The sequence below is a fragment of the Paeniglutamicibacter sp. ORCA_105 genome, assembly GCF_045798545.1.
In the GTDB taxonomy this organism is placed as follows: Bacteria; Actinomycetota; Actinomycetes; order Actinomycetales; family Micrococcaceae; genus Paeniglutamicibacter; species Paeniglutamicibacter sulfureus.
Map to the genome: position 1 here is coordinate 26,609 of NZ_JBIXLM010000026.1, position 18,759 is coordinate 45,367.

Genomic DNA, 18,759 nt, shown 5'->3' on the forward strand with positions numbered 1-18,759 from the left:
CGCTGCTGCCGGGTGGCCCGCGCCGGGCTCATCCAAGGATCCCTTCCCCTGCTCGGCGGACCTTCTGTGAACCGGCAGCCACCGTCCAGGACGCCGTCCGCTGCGCCGGCGAGGCGGCGTCCATACGGTCTGCCAACCGATACCAGTCCATCCGAACTTCGGCCGGCGTCACCTCGAGTACCGAGAATCCGTGCGAATCAAAATCCAGGTACTTGATGTGCGGGTTCAGAACCCTGAGGGCGGATTCGACGGACAGGGAGGCGGTGCGCTCCGGGACCCGGAGGATGTCGTCCATGTTGTCGCTGGTGACTGACGTGCACACCAGTTCCGTGCCGAGGGAACGGCCGTTGAGCGGGTAGGTCAGCGGGTCGGCCGGCAGATCGCAGGCCCAGCCCGAGTGGATGTCACCGGTCAGGAAAACGGTGTCTGTCACGGCGTTGTCCCGCAGATGCCCCAGGACCCGGTTCCGGTCGGCGACATAGCCGTCCCATTGGTCCACGTTGTAGGGAACGCCGTCGATATTGCCGTCCCCCATCAGTTCACCCAAGGCATGCAGCTCCTGCGCGTTCAGCGTGGACGGGATCCGGACCGGTGTCATCATGACCGGGTTGCCCACCAGCTTCCACTGCTGCTTGTCATTGCCGAGACCGGCCAGCAGCCAGTCCATCTGCTCCGCGCCCGTCATGGTCCGGTCGGGATCGTCGATGGCGGGCTCTGCCTGGCTGTCGACCTGCTTGCTCCGGTAAGAGCGCAGGTCCAGCATCGATAGGCTCGCCAACGACCCGAACTCCAGCCTGCGGTATAGCTGCCCGTCGGTTTCGTAGCGAACCGGCATCCACTCCGCGTAAGCCTGCCTGGCGTGCCCCGAACGCGTTGCCCAGCTTCCTTCGGCACCCTCGGTGTGGTTCGCGGCGCCACCGGAGAACGCATCGTCGGCGAATTCATGGTCGTCCCAGGTCACCACGAACGGCGCCGCGGCATGCAGCGCCTGCAATTCCGGGTCCGTCTTGTACTGGGCGTGGCGCCGACGGTAATGCTCCAACGTGGTCATCTCCACGGCCGGGTCGTGGGGACGAACAACGATGTCACGCGCCTGGTACTCGCCGGGCGCGTACTCGTAGACGTAATCGCCCAGATGGAGCACCAGGTCCAGGTCGCCGCGGTCGGCCAGGTGCCGGTAGGCGGCGAAGTGGCCGGCCTGGTAATTGGCGCACGAGACCACGCCCATCCGCAGCCGGTCCACGGCCGCACCGGCCGCCGGAGCAGTGCGTGTCCGGCCCACCGGGGAATACTCCTGGCCGAACTTGAACCGATACCAATAGGTCGTTCCCGGTGACAGCCCGGCGGCCACAACCTTGAGGGTGTGGTCCCGCCAGGCACCGGTCTGCGCCCATCCGCCGGCCACCACCCGCCTGAAATCCGGATCGGGGGCTACTTCCCAGCGGATCCGGGCATCGCCGCCGAGTTCCGAGCCGGGCGTCGCGACCTTCTCCGGGGTCAGCCGCGTCCACAGCAGCACCGAATCCGGATAGGGATCGCCCGAGGCAATCCCGTGCTGGAAGTGGCCACTGGCGCCATGCGCCGGCTGGGGGGTGGAAAGAATGCCCGTGAAGGTGGCGGCTGCGGCAATAATGCCGGCCGACCGAAGCACTTGACGGCGCGGAAGCGCCGTAGCTGCGGACTGGGATGGCACGAAGGATCCGGTGGATGAAGTCACCTTGTCCATTCAACCTCATCGCCGCGCCCATGGGTACGGATCGCGGGCCGGTCGTGGGCTCGGGGTGCCATGCGGCCAGGAGCCGGGGTTCGGGGATGGTGCCGTGCCGCCACGAGGTCCACGCGCAGGCAACCGGCCACCGGACGCATCGACCTACGGCCCCCGGCGGGCTTCAGCCCCGAGGAGGCAGCCTTCCGCCTCACTGGTTCTGGGGAACCGGCGACGCGAAGGGCCGCCTCCGTGAAGTCCTCCAGTCAGGCCCGAATGCCCCTGGCGGTCATGTCCGCAGCCGTGAAATCGACAGGATTGGGCGCCGGTTGAAGGAATCCAACCGAAAACGTCCTAGCCGAGCTTGGAGTGCGTGGCCCCGCTGATTTCCCCGGCGTCGGTCGGCTCGGTGCCCCGCGCCCGGGCGATGTTGCGCATCAGGTGGAAGATCACCAGGGTCGCGATGGTGCCCAGCGCGATGCCGCCGAGCTTCACCTCGCCGAACGCCAGGTCCGCGGTGACGGCGATGGCGATGATCAGGCCGGTGCCGGCGGTCATCAGGTTGATCGGGTTGGAGAAGTCGACCTTGTTCTGCACCCAGAGGCGCGCGCCGATGATCCCGATCATGCCGTAGAGCACGATGCCCGCGCCCCCGGAGACCCCGGCGGGGATGGTGTTGATGACGGCGCCGAACTTCGGGAAGAACGCCACCAGGATCGCCACGATGCCCGCGATCCAGTAGGCGGCGGTGGAGTACACGCGCGAGGAGGCCATCACGCCGATGTTCTCCGCGTAGGTGGTGGTGCCCGAGCCGCCGCCGAAGCCGGCCAGCAGCGTCGCCGCGCCGTCGGCCATCAGCGCGCGTCCGTTGACCGCATCGAGGTCGCGGCCGGTCATCAGCCCCACGGTCTTGACGTGGCCGATGTTCTCGGCGATCAGCACGAACACCACCGGCAGGAACACCAGCAGCGTGTCCAGGTGGAAGGTGGGGGTGGTGAAGGCCGGCAACCCGATGACCGGGGCGTCGGCGATCGGCTGGAAGTCGACCTGGCCCTGTGCCAGTGCCACCAGGTAGCCGATGACCAGGCCCAGCAGGATGGACAGGCGGCCCAGCAGGCCGCGGAAGAACACTGCGGAGACCACGATGGCCAGCACCGTCGCGAAGGTGGTCAGCGGGAAGTCCTGCATCGGCTTCAGCGTGGCCGAGGCCAAGTTCAAGCCGATCAGCGCGACGATGGTGCCCATGACCACCGGTGGCATCAGGGCGTGGATCCACCCGGTGCCGGATTTCTGCACGATCAGCCCGACGACGAACAGCGCGGCGCCGGAGACCACGATGCCGCCCAGCGCGCCGGCCATCCCGTGCCCGGCCATGGCCGCGGAGACCGGGGCGATGAACGCGAAGGAGGAACCCAGGTAGCTGGGCACCCGGCCCGCGGTGATGAGCAGGAAGAGCAGGGTCCCCACACCGGAGAAGAACAGCGTGGTGGTGGCCGGGAACCCGGTGATCGCCGGGACCAGCACGGTGGACCCGAACATCGCCATGACGTGCTGCACGCCGATGGAGATGGTCTGCGGCCAGTGCAGGCGCTCGTTCGGGGCCACCACCGTTCCGGGGGAGATGGACTTGCCGTCGCCGTGCAGGTTCCAGCCAATGCCGAATCGGTTGCTCATGGGTGCCTTCCGGGCGCAGGGTGGGAAAAATGCCGGGGGAGCGCACGCGGCGCGCAAACCCCCGTGTGCATTTTACTCACCCCACGGGCAGTGCGACACCCGGGGCGCTAAGACCCACCATGTTCCCGGCGCCGGGCGCATCGGCGGCCGTCTGCGCGAAGAAGTCCAGCTCGTGCACGGACGAGGCCTCGAACGCGCGCCACATGGCCGCCCGCGTGGACTCGTCTGCCCTTGCGTGAACGCCCCGGACCAGTTCGATGGCCCGCGCCGTGACGTCGTCGAACTGAACCGAGGAATAGGTGGCGAGCCAGTCCGCGTAGGGGTGCGCCGGGTGGTTGGCCGCCGCCAGCCGCTTGCCCACGTCCTGGTAGATCCAGAAGCAGGGCAGCAGCGCGGCCGCGAGCACCGGGTAGTCGTCGCTGCCGGCCCGCAGGTGGTTGAGGTACGCGGTGGTGGCGTTCGAGGGCTCCGGAACCTGATCGGCGAGCCGGCCGCGGTGCAGCGTCATTTCCTCCTCCAGGCAGCTGGCGGCGCTTCCCGCCCAAAAGCGCTGCTCCTCGGTGGTCGGGGCGAGTTCCGAGGCCCGCGACATGACCCGCGCATAGCTGCGCAGGTACAGGGCGTCCTGGCCCAGGTAGTCCTCGAAGTCGTTTGCCTGGAGGGAGCCGTCCTTGAGCTGGCGGATGAACGCGAGCTCGTCGATACCCGCGCGGATGCCGGCGATCCGCTCCCACCAGTGCGCCAGCGGGTCCCGGGCCGGTGCCGGGCGCACCCCGTCCCAGAGTGCTGCCAGGTGGTTCACCGGGCCGTGCCCGCCTCCGACCGACAGCTCGTCCGCCCGGGCAATCGCCTCCGACAGCCAGGCCTTGGCCTGGCGCAGCGCCTGGGCCCAGTCACCGCCGCGGGCGTAGAAGGTCGCCAGCGCGGAGGAGAGCGAGCAGCCGGTGCCGTGGGTGTTGGCGGTGGCCAGCCGCGGCGAGGCGACCTCGAGGAGCACGCCGTCGGGACCGATGAGGGCGTCCCGGCACGTTTCGCCTTCCATGTGTCCGCCCTTGGCCAGCACCAGGACCAGGTACTCGGCGGCGACGGAGCGCGCCTGGGCCACCGCCTGCTCCCAGTTCCCGGCGACCTCGGCGCGCGCCAGCACGGCAAGTTCCGGGATGTTGGGGGTGATCACGTCGACGTGGGCAAAGAGGCGCCGCAGCGCGCTGGTTGCCTCTGCATCCAGCAGCGAATCCCCGCTGGTGGCGACCATGACGGGGTCCAGCACCACCGCCGGGGCATCGGAGCCCGCGGCGGTCCGGATCCCGGCCAGCCAGCCGCCGAGCTCGTCGATGACCGCTGCGTTGGCGAGCATCCCGATCTTGATCGCGTCGATGCCGATGTCCTCGGAAACCGCGCGCAGCTGCGCCAGCAGGAAGCCGGCCGGCGGCACATGCACGGCGCTAACGCCGCGGGTGTTCTGCGCGGTCAGCGCGCTGATGGCGGCCATGCCGTAGCCGCCGGCGGCGGCAATGGACTTGAGGTCTGCCTGGATCCCGGCCCCTCCGGAGGGGTCGGAGCCGGCGATGGAGAGGATGTTCTTCACGGTGCTGGTGTTCGGGGTGTTCATGGCTTCGTGCCCTCCCAGAGGTTGAGTAGGTTCGTGGCTGCGGCGCGCGGATCCTCGGCGGCGCAGATGGCGCGGACCACCGCCACGCCGGCGGCGCCGGAGCGGGCCAGCGGGGCCACGTCGTCCGCGTCGATGCCGCCGATGGCGATGACCGGCAGGTCGCTGTGCGCCACGGCGCGGGCCAGGCCCGCGTGGCCCAGTGGCTCGGGGGCATCCTTCTTGGTGGGGGTGGCGTGCACGGCGCCGACTCCCAGGTAGTCGATGGTGCCCGGGGAGCGGAGCTGCAGCTTGTTTGCGGCGTCGATCTGCGCCTCGCCGGCGGCGCTTAGCCCCAGCACGGCATCGGGCCCGATGAGTTCGCGCACCAGGGCCGCGGGCAGGTCGGACTGGCCGATGTGCACGCCCTGAACCGAGGCGCCGGCGGCGCGGGCGGCCAGGAACACGTCGACGCGGTCGTTGACCAGCAGTGACGCGCGCCCGGCGGTGTGGTGGGCGCATTCCATCACGACGTCCGCGAATTCGCCGGCCGGCATGTCCTTGCAGCGCAGCTGCACCGTCGTGATCCCTCCGTCCACCGCGGCCTTCACGATGTCGGCTAGCGGCCGGCCGGCGGTGGAGGCGGAGTCCGCGACCAGGTACACGCCGTAGCTGCTCATGAGAGCACCGCCGTCGCTCCCAGCTCCGCGGGGGAGACGGCGGCCAGGGCATCGAGGAAGAGCGGGGCGAAGGTGCCGGGGCCCGCGGCCGCGGCGGCCGCGGCCGCGGCGGCCGCGCGTTCGGCGGCGGCAGAATAGAAGGCGTGCGCGGCAACCGTGGCGACCAGCGGGTCCCCGCCGGTGGACAGGAAGGCGGCGCAGACCGCGCCCAGCGCGCACCCGCCGCCGGTGATGCGGGTCAGCAGAGCGCTGCCGCCGTGAACGTGCACGGTGCGCACCCCGTCGGTGACGAGGTCCGCCTCCCCGGAGACGGCGACGACGGCGCCGCTTTCCCTGGCCAGCCTCCCGGCGGCGCCGGCCGCGGCGGCAACCGAGTCGGTGGACTCGACCCCGCGCCCGCCGACGGCCTGACCGGCCAGCGCCAGGATCTCCGAGGCGTTGCCGCGGATCACGGTGGGCCGCGCGGCCACGAACTCGCGGGCGAGCGAGGTGCGCACGCGCAGCGAACCGACGGCCACGGGGTCCAGCACCCAGGGCGTCGAGGCGGTGCCGGCGCCGGCAACGGCCTCGCGCATGGCGGCCGCCTGCTCCGTGTTCGGGGTGCCCAGGTTCACCAAGAGGCCCGCGGCCACGGAGGCGAAGTCGCCGGCCTCCCCGGGAACGTCCACCATGGCCGGGGACCCGCCGGCCGCCAGCAGCACGTTGGCGGTGAAGTTGGTGACCACGGTGTTGGTCAGGCACTGGACCAGGGGTGAGGAGGCGCGCAGCGCGCCCAGGGCATCGGCGAGCTCGCCGGGTGTTACGAGAATTGAAGGCGCCATGGATTCCATGAGCAACATCCCTCCGCTAGTACGAACTAGATCAGGTTCTACGGGTTTCATCTCAGCCGGCCGCAAGTGCCGACACCCCGTGTCACTATGCGCGAGCCTATCCCACCTGGCACCGGGGTCGGCAGTCGATGTCACCGCGCACCGCCCGCGCACCGAGGCCGCCAAGCGTGGCGGCCTGTTGCCGATGCCACAGTGGCCGTAGGCTCAAGGGATGGGCACTTCCGACACCTCACACAAATCCGCGGCGCCTCGCGAAGCGACGGCGCTGAACGAGCTCGAGCTGCCCGAAGTGGTGCCCGAACTGCCGGAGAACATCGTGGAGATCGTCGCCTCGATGCACGACGTGGTGGCCACCCGGCTGGCGCACCCGCGCCGTTTCCGGGCCTCGCAGCTCAAGGCCCTCGAGCGCATGCTGGAGGCGCACGAACAGGACTTCATCGACGCGCTGGCCGACGACCTGGGCAAGGGCGCGGTCGAGGCCAAGATGACGGAGATCGACATGGTGCGCGCGGAAATAGACCACGCGCAACTGCACCTCTCCGAGTGGATGGAATCCAAGGCGGTGAAGATCCCGCTGGTCCTGCATCCGGCGGCGGCCAAGATCGAGCCGCAGCCCCTGGGCGTGGTGCTGGTCATCGGCGCCTGGAACTACCCGTTGCAGCTGATCCTCGCCCCGCTGGTTGCCTCCATCGCCGCGGGCAACGTCACCGTGCTCAAGCCCTCGGAACTGGCGCCGACCACCTCCACGCTGCTGGGCCGGCTGATCCCCAAGTTCCTCGACCACCGGGCGTGCGCCGTGGTCCAAGGCGGGGCCTCAACCAGCAAGGTCCTGCTGGAACAGCACTTCGACCACATCTTTTACACCGGCGGAGAGCGTGTGGGGAAGGTCGTGGCCCGCGCCGCGGCCGAGCACCTGACACCCGTGACCCTGGAGCTGGGCGGGAAGTCCCCGGCCGTGGTGATGGACGGGTCCTCCGCCACCGTGGCGCGCCGGCTGGCTTTCGGGAAGTTCATGAACGCCGGGCAGACCTGCGTGGCGCCGGACTACGTGCTGGCCGTGGGCGACGCCGCCTCGAACCTGGAAAAGCAGCTGGCCAAGGCGATCACCGGGTTCTACGGCAAGAACCCGCTGGCCAGCCGCGACTACGGCCGCATCGTCAACAAGGCCCACTTCGACAGGCTGGTTTCCTACCTGGAGCACGGCGAGGTCCTCATCGGCGGCGGGTACGACACTGACACCCTGAAAATCGAGCCGACAGTGATGGCCAACGTTGATCCCGACTCGGAATTGATGCGCGAGGAGATCTTCGGCCCGATCCTGCCGATCATCGCGGTGGAAAGCTTCGACGCGGCCGTGCGCTTCATCAATGCGCGCCCCAACCCGCTGGTCGCCTACCTCTTCAGCGAGAACCCGCGGCTGCAATCCGCCTTCGGGGACCAGGTGCGGGCAGGGGCCATCGTGCACAACGCGCCCAGCCTGCACCTGGCCGTCCCGGGCTTGCCCTTCGGGGGCGTGGGCGCCTCCGGCATGGGTTCATACCACGGGCGGCATGGCTTCGAGCGGCTCTCGCAGATGCGCTCCGTGATGGGCAAGACCACCGTGGTGGACACGCTCAAGGCGATCTACCCGCCCTACACCTGGGCGAAGTCCAAACTCCTCGACAGGCTCATGTAGGAATTCCCCGCCCGGCATATATCCATGCCGGCAAGGGTTTTTGCAGGATTTCACGGCTTGTCCGCGGAATGGCCGAAGGCCGGGGGGTCCACGCATGCGGGAACCACCCGGCCTTCGGCCAAGCATGCGCCTACGCGAGCACCGCCGAGACGATGTCCCTCGCCTCGGCCTGCACCCGGGCCAGGTGCTCCTCGCCCAGGAACGACTCGGCGTAGATCTTGTACTTGTCTTCGGTGCCCGAGGGGCGCGCGGCAAACCAGGCGTTCTGCGTGGTGACCTTCAGCCCGCCGATCTTCGCCCCGTTGCCCGGCGCCTCGGTCAGCCGTGCGGTGATCTCCTCGCCCGCGAGCACCTCGGCGGCTACGTCGGTGGCCGCGAGGTTCCCCAGCCGTGCCCGCTGCTCCCTGTCGGCCGGGGCGTCGATGCGCGCATAGCTCGGTGAGCCGTGCTCCGCGGCCAGCGCGGAATAGTGCTTCGAGGGGGAGGAGCCGGTGACGGCGGTGATCTCGCTGGCCAGCAGCGCCATCAGGATTCCGTCCTTGTCGGTGGTCCAGGTGCGCCCGTCGCGGCGCAGGAAGGATGCGCCCGCGGATTCCTCGCCGCCAAAGGCGCCGGAACCGTCCAGCAGCCCCGGCACGAACCACTTGAAGCCCACCGGGACCTCGACCAGGGTGCGGCCCAGTGAGGCGGCGACCCGGTCGATCATCGAGGAGGAGACCAGCGTCTTGCCGATGGCAGCATCCGGCGACCACCCGGTGCGGTGGTTGTAGAGGTAGTCAATCGCCACGGACAGGTAGTGGTTGGGGTTCATCAGCCCGGCATCGGGGGTGACAATGCCGTGCCGGTCGGCGTCGGCGTCGTTGCCCGTGGCAATGTCGAAGGAGCTGCGGGCGGCGATCAGCGAGGCCATCGCGTCGGCCGAGGAACAGTCCATGCGGATCTTCCCGTCGGTGTCCAGGGACATGAAGGCAAAGCGCGGGTCCACGCCCGGGTTCACCACGGTGAGGTCCAGCTTGTGGGTTTCGGCGATCGCCCCCCAGTAGTCGACGGCGGCCCCGCCCATCGGGTCCGCTCCGATGCGGATGCCGGCATCGCGGATCGCGTCCAGGTCCAGCACGGAGGGCAGGTCGTTGACGTAGGACGCCATGAAGTCGAAGGAGCCGATCTTGCCGCCCAGCCGCGCGGTGCCCAGCGGGATCCGCTTGACCCCGGCCAGCTTGGCCTCCAGCAGCTCGTTGGCGCGGTTCGCGATCCACGAGGTGGCGTCGGTGTCGGCCGGGCCGCCGTGCGGAGGGTTGTACTTCAGCCCGCCGTCGGCGGGAGGGTTGTGCGATGGGGTGATGATGATGCCGTCGGCGCGCGGGGCCGCCGGGTCGGCGTTGTGCGCCAGGATGGCGTGGCTCAGGGCCGGGGTGGGGGTCCAGCCGGTGCGTGCATCGGCCAGGATCGACACGTCGTTGCCGGCCAGGACCTCCAGCACCGTGTCCTGTGCAGGATCCGAGAGGGCATGGGTGTCCTTGCCGACGAAGACCGGTCCGGTGATCCCGGCGCCGCGCCGGTATTGGACAATGGCCTGGGTGATGGCGGCGATGTGGTCCTCGTTGAAGGAACCGTTCAGTGAGGTGCCGCGGTGCCCGGAGGTGCCGAAGGCCACGCGCTGGGCGGGGTCGGAGGGATCCGGGTGGATATCGAAGTACGCGTCGCGCACCGCTGGGAGATCGATAAGGTCTTGGGGCAGTGCCGGGGTCCCGGCGCGAGGATGGGCCATGCCCCCCAGTTTCTCATTGATTGCGTTGCCGCGGCCGAAGACGCCGCGGTGCGGGTTCATGGTTTCGTGCCGGGACCCGCTGTGCGTCGGGTCATTCCTGCTCGGCTTCCCTCACCCGGGGGACCACGCCGACGGTGTCCCAGGCATCGGCCAGCGCAAGCTCCACCCTGGATCCGGCGCCGTGGTCGCGGCGGGCCTGGAGCAGGGTCTGTTCGGCAAAGGTGCCGAAGTCCGCATCCTCAGGCAGCGCGCGCGTGGCGACCACGTCGAACCACAGGGAACCGGCGGTTTCCCAGGCGTTGCCGCCCAGGGCCGTGGCAAAGAGGTAAAACGCGTGGTTGGGGATGCCCGAGTTCAGGTGCACCCCGCCGTGGTCCTCGGCGGTCTGCACGTAGCCGGACATGGTCGCCGGCTGCGGGTCCCTGCCCAGGATCGGGTCGTCGTAGGCGGTGCCCGGCGCCGCCATGGAACGCAGGGCCCGGCCCCGCACCTTGTCGGTGAACAGTCCCTCGCCGATCAGCCAGCTGGCGCTCGCCGCGTCCTGGCCGGCGGTGAACTGCTCCACGAGTGCGCCCAGGACATCGGCAATCGACTCGTTCAGCGCTCCCGATTGGCCCCGGTAGGCCAGGTTGGTGGTGTGCTGCAGCAGGCCGTGCCCCAGCTCGTGGGCGATCACCGACAGGGAGGACGTCATCGACTCGAAGATCTCCCCGTCCCCGTCGCCCATCACCATTTGGGTGCCGTCCCAGAACGAGTTGGCGTAGTGCAAGCCGTAGTGCACGGTGCCGCCCAGGCCCAGTCCGGCCCCGTCCAGCGAGTTTGGCTTGAGCATCTCGACAAGGAACGCGTGGACCGCGCCCAGCCCGTCGAAGGCGCGGTTCGCGTCCTCATCCGCCACGGGGTCCAGGCCCTCGGTGCGGGCGTCGGTGCCGGGGGTGGTCTCGGCGCCCTGCGCGTCGCAGATGGAGCGGTTCAGCCGCCCGGAGGGTTCGATCAGCCGATCGAGGTCGGTGGCCGTGGTGGCCCGGTCGTGCAGCAGGGCCTGGTCCAGCAACAGGGTCCGGCGGGCCCGGGTGGCGATGCGTGCACGGGTTTCGGCCCCGGGCCCTTCCGCTTTCCCGGGTTCAGGGGGTGGGGCGATGAACTCGCGCATGCCCTCGGGCGCCGCCCACGCGCCGTCGCAGGCCGCCATCGACATCAGCAGGTACGGGGGTACGGCATGGTGCCGGGGGTGGGGGTCCGTATCCGGAAGGTGTGTTGCCTTGTGCATGGTGCCAACTCTCCCACCGGTTCCTGAGCAGCGAATGTGAGCATGCTGTGCCGGGCAATCGTGGCTAAACTGGGGGGCCGGAGACGGTGCCGGGCCGGTGCATGAAGGTGCATGGGCAGGCGGGCACAAGTGAGGAACAGGAACCATGGGGAATCCCGAGGACGCAGCGCACGATCCAGAGCACCGACCGTCGTTTGGGGATCCCAGCGACCCGCGCTGGTCGCACAACCCGCATGCGGCTCCGCCGCGCAATCCCTATCTGGACCAGCCACTGGATGGCCCGCCGATCGGGCTGGGCCGCGGTCCGGGCAGTCCTGGCAGTGTGGGCCAGGCGGGCCATAACGGTTACGGGCAGCCCGGCTACACGCGGCCAGGACCTGCCCAAACGGGGTCACAGCAAGCCGGTTATCCGCAGCCCGGCTACCCGGTGCAGGCCCAGCGCCCGGCCGGCGTGTTGGCCATCGTTTCGCTGGTGACCGGAATCATCGGGTTGTTCAGCGTCGGGCTGTTCTTCTTCCCCCAACTGGCGGCAATCATCTGCGGCCACCTTGCCCTGCGCCGCGAACCGCACATGCGCGGTGTCGCCATTGCCGGTCTGGTCACAGGCTACTTGGGAGCAGCGATCTTCCTGCTGTGGATGGTCGTGCTCATCTTCCTGGGCAGCACGCTGGGGGCGTACAACTACTAGGGCAGGATCCGCGGGCAAAAAGACAGCGGCCGCAACCGGCAAGAATGCCGGCTGCGGCCGCTGTCTGCGTTCGTGGCCCGCCCACTTCGTGGGAGCGGGATGCCGAAGGTCTAGCGGACCTCGCCCATCAGCCTCTTGAGGGCCGGGGTGGCCAGCAGCAGGGCAACGCCCAGCACGATGGCGGTTCCGCCGAGGGCAAGGAAATAAGTGACCTCGTTGCCCTCGGTGTAGAAACCGGCCAGGATGCCTGCCAGCGTGGTGCCCAGTGACACCGAGAGGAAGAACAGCGCGATCATCTGCGTGCCGAAGGCCGCCGGGGCCAGTTTGGTGGTGACCGACTGGCCGATGGGGCTCAGTAGCAACTCGGCCAGCGTGCACAGCAGGAGGATGCCGACGAGCGCCAGCAGCGGCGTCTTCTCCAGCGAATTCATCGGGATGAAGACCAGGAATGCCAGGCCCACGATAACCAGGGCCAGGGAGAACTTGACTACGGTTCCCGGCTGGCGGGTGCCCATCTTGGTCCACAGGGCGGCGAAGATGCCGGCCAGCACGATGATGAAGACCGGATTGATGGACTGGACCCAGGAGGCGGGCATCTCCCAACCGAAGAGCGAGCGGTCCAGGCGTTCCTGCGAGTACACGGCGATGAACGTGAATTGCTGCTGGAACAGCGCCCAGAAGGCGGCCGAGGCGATGTATAGCGGGATGAAGGCGAGAACGTGCTTGCGCTCAACCGCGGAGACGCGCTTGGAGCGCAGCATCAGGGTGAAGTAGATGACCGAAGCCAGGATGACGGCGTACGCAATGGTGCGTGCCAGGGACTCGGCGGTGACGATCTTCAACGCGAATGCCGCCACCACGACGACGACGAAGGCGAGGAAGCCGATCAGGTACTTCTTGCGCTCGTTGGCGGGCAGCGGGTTGCCGACCAGCTTGACCGAATCGGGCAGGTTCTTGCGGCCGCTGAGGTAGATCGCAACGCCAATGGCCATGCCGACGGCGGCCGCGGCGAAACCGAAGTGGAAGCCCCAGCGCTGCTGCAGGAATCCGGTGAGCAGCGGGCCAAGCAGGCCACCGATGTTCACTCCCATGTAGAAGATCGAGAACCCTGCATCGCGGCGGGTGTCTTCCTTGGAGTAGAGGGAACCGACCAGTGCGGTGGCGTTGGCCTTCAACCCGCCCGAGCCCACGGCAACAAGGACCAGGCCGACGGCCAGCCCGGTCGCGCCGGGAAGGGCTGCCAGCGCAATGTGTCCGCCCATGATCAGGAATGCGGAGTAGAGCAGGACCTTTTCGGATCCCAGCAGTCGGTCCGCGAGCCAGGCACCAAGAATGGTGCTCAGGTAGACGGCGCCGCCATAGGCGCCGACCAGCGACAGCGCCAGGTCCTGGGGGATCCCGAGTCCGCCGTCGGTGACGGAGAAGTACATGTAGTACGCGAGGATCGCTTGCATCCCGTAGAACGAGAAGCGTTCCCACATCTCGATGCTGAACAAGTTCGAAAGCGTTTTGGGGTGGCCAAAGAAACCGGTCGAGGACTGATCCTTCAGCGAGGTGGATATAGACATGCCATCAATTTTTCGCCCGTGACGCGCGTCATGCCCACTTTGTAGATCAATCTCACATTTCGGACAGTTGTTGCGCCAGGGCCAGCAACTGGCTTTCCGACCCCGCCCGGCCAATCAGTTGCACGCCCATTGATAGGCCGTTGGCCGTCGTGAACGTCGGTACCGTGATCGCCGGAAGGCCCGAGACGTTCACCATGGAGGTGTAGGGGGTGTACTGGCATTGGCGCATGTAGTCGGTGTCTGCGTCCTGCGAGGTGTAGAAGCCGATTGCCGGGGGAGTGAATGCCATGGCGGGAGTCAGCACCACGTCGTAGCGGCCCCACTGCGTGCGGAAGTCCGCGGCAATCTCCGTCAGGCGGCCGGCCGCCGCCACGGAGGTCTTCAGGTCGCGGTCCGTGGCGCGTTCGCGGAACGACCGTGCCAGGGTGCCCAGCTTCGCCTCGTTGCCCGCCGGGATGGGAGCCGCCGCAAGGCCGCCGGTCCACACCGTGGAAAACGTCTCGGGGTAGGCCGCATCGTAGAAGATCTCGGCTTCCTCAAGATGGTGGCCCCGGGCGACGAGCACCCTGATCCCATGGTTGAGCGCCGCGTGGGCGTCGGGAGCGAGCTTGATTTCGTACGCCGAGGCAAAGGGGCTGTCGGTGCTGACTCCGATCCGCAGGCCGCGCAGGGCATCGACGGCACCGTCTCGCAGGGCATCCAGATAAGTTTCGCGCGTGGGGTCGACCATGGCATCCATGAGCAGTGCCGCATCCAGGGCGGTGCGGGCCAAGGGTCCGGAAACGGTGAGCCGAGGTGCCCCGAAGGCGTCGAGGGTGCCGTCCAGGACGTCGCTGGGGATGGTGCCCAAGCCGGGCTTCAGCCCAATCAGGGCGCAGGCCGAGGCCGGGATGCGGACCGAGCCCCCGCCGTCGCTGCCCGGACCAAAGGGCAGCATCCCGGCCGCCACGGCCGCCGCCTCCCCGCCGCTGGAACCACCGGCGGACAATGCCGGGTTCATCGGGTTCCGGGCAGGCGGCGCCACATCGTTTTCCGAATGGCAGCTCAACCCGAACTCGGGCACCTGGGTCTTGCCCAGCGAAATTGCGCCAGCCCGCGACAGCGTGGCCACCAGGGGCGAGTCCTTTTCGGCAACCGCGGGGCCGAATGCGGCGGTTCCGAAGCCGGTCGGCACGCCCGCCACGTCCAGCAGGTCCTTGTAGGCCAGCGGCATCCCGTTGAGCATCCCCACGGGCTCCCCGGCGGCATGAAGCGCATCGGAGTCAGATGCCGCGGCCATTGCCTGCTCCGCGGTGACGGTGACGAACGATCCCAGGGCGGGGTTGAGTTCCTCGATCCGCCCCAGGAAGTGCCCGACCGCATCGCGTGCAGACAGATCCCCGCGGCGCAGCGCATCGCGAAGTTCCAACGCGGTCATCTCGGCAATCTCGGACATCAACGACTCCTTCTGTGGTGACGGAGCGCCAACGCCTTCCGGCAGCGGTCCCCACCACCGATCGTAGTACGGCTCGACGCCCGCCAGCGCGGGTGTGGTGCGGCGCAACATCCGCTTCACTGAATCCATAGCCCAACACGCCCGGGCGCTAGGCTGGTGGGCAACACAACAACTGGTGAGCCAAAGGAGAGTCATGAGTGATTTCGAAACGGTATCGGTCGATCAGGTTCCCGCCGACGCGTTGATCCTTGACGTCCGCGAAGAGTACGAGTGGGTCGAGGGACACGCCACGGGCGCCGTTCACATCCCGCTCGCCGACCTGCCGCTGCGCCTCGAGGAACTTGACCCGGACACCGACGCCTACATCATTTGCCGCACCGGCGGCCGTTCGGCACAGGCCGCGGCATGGCTGGTCTCCCAGGGATACTGCGCCTTCAACATTGCCGGCGGTTCAGGTGCCTGGCTCGAAGCCGGGCTGCCGCTGGAGAGCGAAAACGGGCAGGAGCCCAACGTCCGATGATCTACACCTATTTGGGTCCTGCGGGAACCTTCACCGAGGCCGCCCTGCTGCAGGTTCCCGGTGCCCGGGACGCCGAACGCATCCCGTCGGCCAACGTCAACGCGGCACTTGACAAGGTCCGCAGCGGAGAAGCCGACGCGGCCATGGTGCCCATCGAGAACTCGGTGGAGGGTGGGGTGTCCGCCACGCTGGATGCCATAGCCACCGGGGAGGCCCTGCAGATCATGCGCGAGGCCCTGGTGACCATCAGCTTCGTCCTGGCGGTGCGCCAAAACATTGATTCCCTCGAGCAGATCCGCTCCGTTTCCACGCACGGCCATGCGTGGGCGCAATGCCGCGGCTGGGCCGAAGCGAATATTCCGGGCGCGGAATTCGTCCCCGCCTCCTCCACGGCAGCAGGTGCGCTCGGCCTGCTCGACGATGAAACCGGACACGACGCGGCGATCTGCTCGCCGCTGGTGGCCCGGGAACGCGGACTGAAGATCCTGCGCGAAGGCATCGAAGACTACCAGGGAGCCGTCACCCGGTTCGTCCTGGTCGCCCGCCCGGGGCCGATCCCGGCGCCGACCGGAGTGGACAAGAGCACCGTCATCTTGCCGCTGGCCGAGGACCGGCCTGGAGCCCTCATGGACATCCTGGAACAGTTCGTGGTGCGCGGGGTCAACCTCAGCCGCATCGAGTCCCGACCCACGGGTGAGGGCATGGGAAAGTATTTCTTCTCCGTGGACGTCGACGGGCATCTGGCGCAGGAACGCGTTGCTGACGCACTGGCCGGCCTGCACCGGGTCTGCCCGGACCTGCGGTTCCTGGGATCATACCCGGCGGCCGAAGGGCTTTCCTCTTCGGTGGATGCGCACAACTCCGACGACGCGTTTTCCAAGGCGCACGCGTGGGTTCACAGCCTCAAAACGCGTCTGGCCAACTAGGTTCGAGGATTTCCGGCGCGGGCGCTGCCCGCCCCGGAAACCTTGGGCGGATCGCTAGCCCAAGCGCATCTTCAGTGACGCGGGTTTCACCTTGACTTCGAGCCCGGTCACCAGCCCCGTCGCGTCACCGTCGATCTGGGTGTTCATGGGCTCGTGGCAACGGACGTTAAGCGCTGCGGTCGGATAGAAGCCCATCACCGGGATTGCACCGCGGGCACGGAATGCCGTCTTGAGGAAAATCCAGCCCCACCCGGCGGCGCTGCGCGGGCTGAGCACGACCACGTCCAAGACGCCGTCGTCGATCTTTGCCTCCGGAACCAGGTCCAGGCCCTGCAGCTTCCCGCAATTGGCAAAGAGCACCGAACGAACGCTGCGGGTTTGTTCGGACCCACCGTCCAGGGCGATCGAGATCTTCTTGCGCTTGCCCGGGAGGTGCCGGAAACCGGCCTCCGAATAGGCCAGCCAGCCAACCTTGGCCTTGAGTTCCTCGTTGGTGTCGTCCATGACATCGGCATCCGTGCCAACGCCCGCGATCACCAGGAATGCATGCTCGCTGGCGCTTCCGTCGAGGTGGTTCAAGGTGATCGATCCGGTGTCAATGGTGCGCACGGGTCCCCGAACGGCCCCGAACGCCGCGGTGTCAATGTCCTCGAGCGGCACGTCCACGTTGCGGGCCAGCAGGTTCCCCGTCCCCAGCGGAATCAACCCGAGGGTGGCATCAGTGTCACGCAGGACCTCGGCCACGGCGCGGACGGTGCCGTCACCTCCCGCCGCAATGACAACGTCACAGCCGGCTTCCAGGGCCTCTCGGGCGGCGCCCTGTCCCGGGTCGTCAACCGTGGTCTCATAGACCAAGGGATCCACGAGGCCGGCCTCGGCGCACACATGATGCACGGCGGCTATCGCTTCGTCCATTCCCAGCTTGCTTGGATTCACCACCAACGCAACCTTGAGTGCGGACGTGGCGATGCCCGCGACGGGAGCCAGGGATACCGGACGATTGCGATCCACGAGACCGCGCACGGAAAGCCAGCTGAGCGTTGCTGCCGCGCCCGCGGCGCCGGCGCTGATCAGGGCAATGAGTCGATTACGTTGCATAGTCTCCCCAGACTAACGGGCATTGCTAGGCTTAGGTCGTGATCGACGTGAAACTACTCAGTGAAAATCCAGATACCTTCCGCGCATCGCAGCGCGCCCGCGGGGCGGATGAGTCCCTGATTGATGCGATTTTGGCCGCCGATACGGCGCGCCGCGAGTCGATTGCATCCTTTGAGGCGCTGCGTGCCCAACAGAATGCCTTCAGCAAGAAGGTCGGTGCGGCCAAGGGCGAGGAAAAGCAGGCGTTGCTGGCAGAGGTCAAGGATCTGGCCAGGAACGTCAAGGAGGCCCAGGCTCTCTCCGACGCCGCGTCCGAGGCGTACACGAAACTGCAGCGCTCCATCCCGAACCTGATCCTGGACGGGGTGCCTTCCGGCGGCGAGGACGACTTCACTGTCGTCAAGCACGTGGGGTCCCCGCGTGATTTCTCCGCCGAAGGGTTCGAGCCACGCGACCACCTGGAGCTCGGCGAGCTGCTCGGCGCCATCGACATGGAACGCGGCGCGAAGGTCTCCGGTTCCCGGTTCTACTTCCTCAAGGGCATCGGCGCCCGCCTGGAAATCGCGCTCATGAACATGGCGCTGGACCAGGCAGTCAAAAACGACTTCATCCCCATGATCACCCCGACGCTTGTGCGCCCCGAAACCATGCAGGGGACTGGCTTCGACGTCGAACACGACGACGAGATCTACAAGCTCGAACGCGACGACCTCTACCTGGTGGGAACCTCCGAGGTCGCCCTGGCCGGTTACCACGCCGGCGAGATCCTTGATCTGTCGGCCGGTCCGACGCGCTATGCCGGTTGGTCCTCCTGCTACCGCCGCGAGGCGGGATCGGCAGGCAAGGACACCCGCGGCATCATCCGCGTGCACCAGTTCAACAAGCTGGAAATGTTTGTCTACTGCAACCCGGAAGATTCCGAGGCTGAGCACGCCAAGCTCCTGGCCTGGGAAGAGGAGATGCTCGCCAAGGTCGAGTTGCCCTACCGCGTCATCGACACCGCGGCCGGGGACCTGGGCATGAGCGCGGCGCGGAAGTTCGACTGCGAGGCCTGGGTCCCGACCCAGGACGCGTACCGCGAGCTGACATCCACCTCCAACTGCACCACCTTCCAGGCACGCCGCCTGAACATCCGCGAACGCGAAATAGGCGCCGACGGCAAGCCCGGCAAGACCCGTGCGGTGGCAACGCTCAACGGCACGTTGGCGACCACCCGTTGGATCGTGGCCATCCTTGAGCACCACCAGAACGCCGACGGCTCGGTCAACGTGCCGGTGGCGCTTCGCCCGTACCTGGGCGGCATGGAAGTTCTTCCCGTCCTGTAGGCCAAGGAA

Annotated in this window: 15 protein-coding genes and 1 riboswitch; of the genes, 5 read left to right on the forward strand and 10 right to left on the reverse strand. The window is 68.0% G+C overall.

The genetic code is table 11. From position 1 onward, the window contains the following. Positions 1-28: 28 nt before the first annotated feature. The 5 genes from ACIPUB_RS13340 to thiM all read right to left on the reverse strand — a co-directional run bounded on the left by ACIPUB_RS13340 (position 29) and on the right by thiM (position 6,477). Positions 29-1,717: an alkaline phosphatase D family protein gene (locus ACIPUB_RS13340; RefSeq protein WP_407607822.1), complete on the reverse strand. Its 1,689-nt coding sequence runs from the start codon at positions 1,715-1,717 to the stop codon at positions 29-31. Positions 1,718-2,059: 342 nt separating this feature from the next. Continuing rightward, positions 2,060-3,379 (reverse strand): uracil-xanthine permease family protein, encoded by a 1,320-nt coding sequence (locus ACIPUB_RS13345; protein WP_407607823.1) that lies wholly within the window; start codon positions 3,377-3,379, stop codon positions 2,060-2,062. A 76-nt stretch (positions 3,380-3,455) separates the two neighbouring features. Further along, the gene (thiD, locus tag ACIPUB_RS13350; RefSeq protein WP_407607824.1) at positions 3,456-4,991 is read right to left on the reverse strand and encodes a bifunctional hydroxymethylpyrimidine kinase/phosphomethylpyrimidine kinase; all 1,536 of its coding nucleotides are present in this window, start codon (positions 4,989-4,991) and stop codon (positions 3,456-3,458) included. Continuing rightward, positions 4,988-5,647, reverse strand: a complete 660-nt coding sequence (gene thiE, locus ACIPUB_RS13355; RefSeq protein WP_407607825.1) for a thiamine phosphate synthase — start codon at positions 5,645-5,647, stop codon at positions 4,988-4,990. The genes thiD and thiE overlap by 4 nt, the downstream gene beginning before the upstream one ends. Continuing rightward, positions 5,644-6,477 carry a hydroxyethylthiazole kinase gene (gene thiM / locus ACIPUB_RS13360; protein WP_407607826.1) on the reverse strand — a complete coding sequence of 278 codons (834 nt, stop codon included), beginning with the start codon at positions 6,475-6,477 and terminating at the stop codon, positions 5,644-5,646. Before thiM ends, thiE begins: the two co-directional genes overlap by 4 nt. Beyond that, a riboswitch (TPP riboswitch) is annotated at positions 6,469-6,567 on the reverse strand. (Overlaps the previous gene by 9 nt.) A 121-nt stretch (positions 6,568-6,688) precedes the next feature. Between thiM and ACIPUB_RS13365 the strand changes: the two genes are divergently transcribed. Then, positions 6,689-8,152 (forward strand): aldehyde dehydrogenase family protein, encoded by a 1,464-nt coding sequence (locus tag ACIPUB_RS13365; RefSeq protein WP_407607827.1) that lies wholly within the window; start codon positions 6,689-6,691, stop codon positions 8,150-8,152. Between the two features lie 130 nt (positions 8,153-8,282). On the opposite strand, the gene pgm is transcribed toward ACIPUB_RS13365, so the two are convergent. Together pgm and ACIPUB_RS13375 are read right to left on the reverse strand one after the other, a co-directional pair. Continuing rightward, positions 8,283-9,920: a phosphoglucomutase (alpha-D-glucose-1,6-bisphosphate-dependent) gene (gene pgm, locus ACIPUB_RS13370; RefSeq protein WP_407607828.1), complete on the reverse strand. Its 1,638-nt coding sequence runs from the start codon at positions 9,918-9,920 to the stop codon at positions 8,283-8,285. A 91-nt stretch (positions 9,921-10,011) separates the two neighbouring features. Then, entirely contained in the window at positions 10,012-11,190 is a 1,179-nt protein-coding gene (locus ACIPUB_RS13375) for a M4 family metallopeptidase (RefSeq protein WP_407607829.1), read from the reverse strand. Positions 11,191-11,335: 145 nt separating this feature from the next. Between ACIPUB_RS13375 and ACIPUB_RS13380 the strand changes: the two genes are divergently transcribed. Continuing rightward, positions 11,336-11,878: a DUF4190 domain-containing protein gene (locus tag ACIPUB_RS13380; RefSeq protein ID WP_407607830.1), complete on the forward strand. Its 543-nt coding sequence runs from the start codon at positions 11,336-11,338 to the stop codon at positions 11,876-11,878. A 110-nt stretch (positions 11,879-11,988) separates the two neighbouring features. Here ACIPUB_RS13380 and ACIPUB_RS13385 read toward each other — a convergent pair whose 3' ends face one another. Continuing rightward, positions 11,989-13,446 carry a peptide MFS transporter gene (locus ACIPUB_RS13385; RefSeq protein WP_407607831.1) on the reverse strand — a complete coding sequence of 486 codons (1,458 nt, stop codon included), beginning with the start codon at positions 13,444-13,446 and terminating at the stop codon, positions 11,989-11,991. 52 nt (positions 13,447-13,498) lie between these two features. Next, complete coding sequence (locus ACIPUB_RS13390; RefSeq protein ID WP_407607832.1) at positions 13,499-14,881, reverse strand: amidase; 1,383 nt, start codon at positions 14,879-14,881, stop codon at positions 13,499-13,501. A gap of 193 nt (positions 14,882-15,074) precedes the next feature. On the opposite strand from ACIPUB_RS13390, the gene ACIPUB_RS13395 reads away from it, so the two are divergent. Together ACIPUB_RS13395 and pheA are read left to right on the forward strand one after the other, a co-directional pair. Next, positions 15,075-15,401 (forward strand): rhodanese-like domain-containing protein, encoded by a 327-nt coding sequence (locus tag ACIPUB_RS13395; protein ID WP_407607833.1) that lies wholly within the window; start codon positions 15,075-15,077, stop codon positions 15,399-15,401. Then, the gene (pheA, locus tag ACIPUB_RS13400) at positions 15,398-16,327 is read left to right on the forward strand and encodes a prephenate dehydratase (RefSeq protein WP_407607834.1); all 930 of its coding nucleotides are present in this window, start codon (positions 15,398-15,400) and stop codon (positions 16,325-16,327) included. The genes ACIPUB_RS13395 and pheA overlap by 4 nt, the downstream gene beginning before the upstream one ends. A gap of 54 nt (positions 16,328-16,381) precedes the next feature. On the opposite strand, the gene ACIPUB_RS13405 is transcribed toward pheA, so the two are convergent. Then, on the reverse strand, positions 16,382-17,425 hold the full coding sequence (locus tag ACIPUB_RS13405) for a diacylglycerol/lipid kinase family protein (RefSeq protein ID WP_407607835.1): 1,044 nt from the start codon (positions 17,423-17,425) through the stop codon (positions 16,382-16,384). A gap of 38 nt (positions 17,426-17,463) precedes the next feature. Between ACIPUB_RS13405 and serS the strand changes: the two genes are divergently transcribed. Then, positions 17,464-18,750 (forward strand): serine--tRNA ligase, encoded by a 1,287-nt coding sequence (serS, locus tag ACIPUB_RS13410; protein WP_407607836.1) that lies wholly within the window; start codon positions 17,464-17,466, stop codon positions 18,748-18,750. Positions 18,751-18,759: the final 9 nt, after the last annotated feature.

Bases quoted from the DNA above. Each gene is read 5' to 3' on its own strand.
- ACIPUB_RS13345 (WP_407607823.1), bottom strand. From the start codon at position 3,379: ATGAGCAACCGATTCGGCATTGGCTGGAACCTGCACGGCGACGGCAAG.
- thiD (WP_407607824.1), bottom strand. From the start codon at position 4,991: ATGAACACCCCGAACACCAGCACCGTGAAGAACATCCTCTCCATCGCC.
- thiE (WP_407607825.1), bottom strand. From the start codon at position 5,647: ATGAGCAGCTACGGCGTGTACCTGGTCGCGGACTCCGCCTCCACCGCC.
- thiM (WP_407607826.1), bottom strand. From the start codon at position 6,477: ATGGAATCCATGGCGCCTTCAATTCTCGTAACACCCGGCGAGCTCGCC.
- ACIPUB_RS13365 (WP_407607827.1), top strand. From the start codon at position 6,689: ATGGGCACTTCCGACACCTCACACAAATCCGCGGCGCCTCGCGAAGCG.
- pgm (WP_407607828.1), bottom strand. From the start codon at position 9,920: ATGGCCCATCCTCGCGCCGGGACCCCGGCACTGCCCCAAGACCTTATC.
- ACIPUB_RS13375 (WP_407607829.1), bottom strand. From the start codon at position 11,190: ATGCACAAGGCAACACACCTTCCGGATACGGACCCCCACCCCCGGCAC.
- ACIPUB_RS13380 (WP_407607830.1), top strand. From the start codon at position 11,336: ATGGGGAATCCCGAGGACGCAGCGCACGATCCAGAGCACCGACCGTCG.
- ACIPUB_RS13385 (WP_407607831.1), bottom strand. From the start codon at position 13,446: ATGTCTATATCCACCTCGCTGAAGGATCAGTCCTCGACCGGTTTCTTT.
- ACIPUB_RS13390 (WP_407607832.1), bottom strand. From the start codon at position 14,881: ATGTCCGAGATTGCCGAGATGACCGCGTTGGAACTTCGCGATGCGCTG.
- ACIPUB_RS13395 (WP_407607833.1), top strand. From the start codon at position 15,075: ATGAGTGATTTCGAAACGGTATCGGTCGATCAGGTTCCCGCCGACGCG.
- pheA (WP_407607834.1), top strand. From the start codon at position 15,398: ATGATCTACACCTATTTGGGTCCTGCGGGAACCTTCACCGAGGCCGCC.
- ACIPUB_RS13405 (WP_407607835.1), bottom strand. From the start codon at position 17,425: ATGCAACGTAATCGACTCATTGCCCTGATCAGCGCCGGCGCCGCGGGC.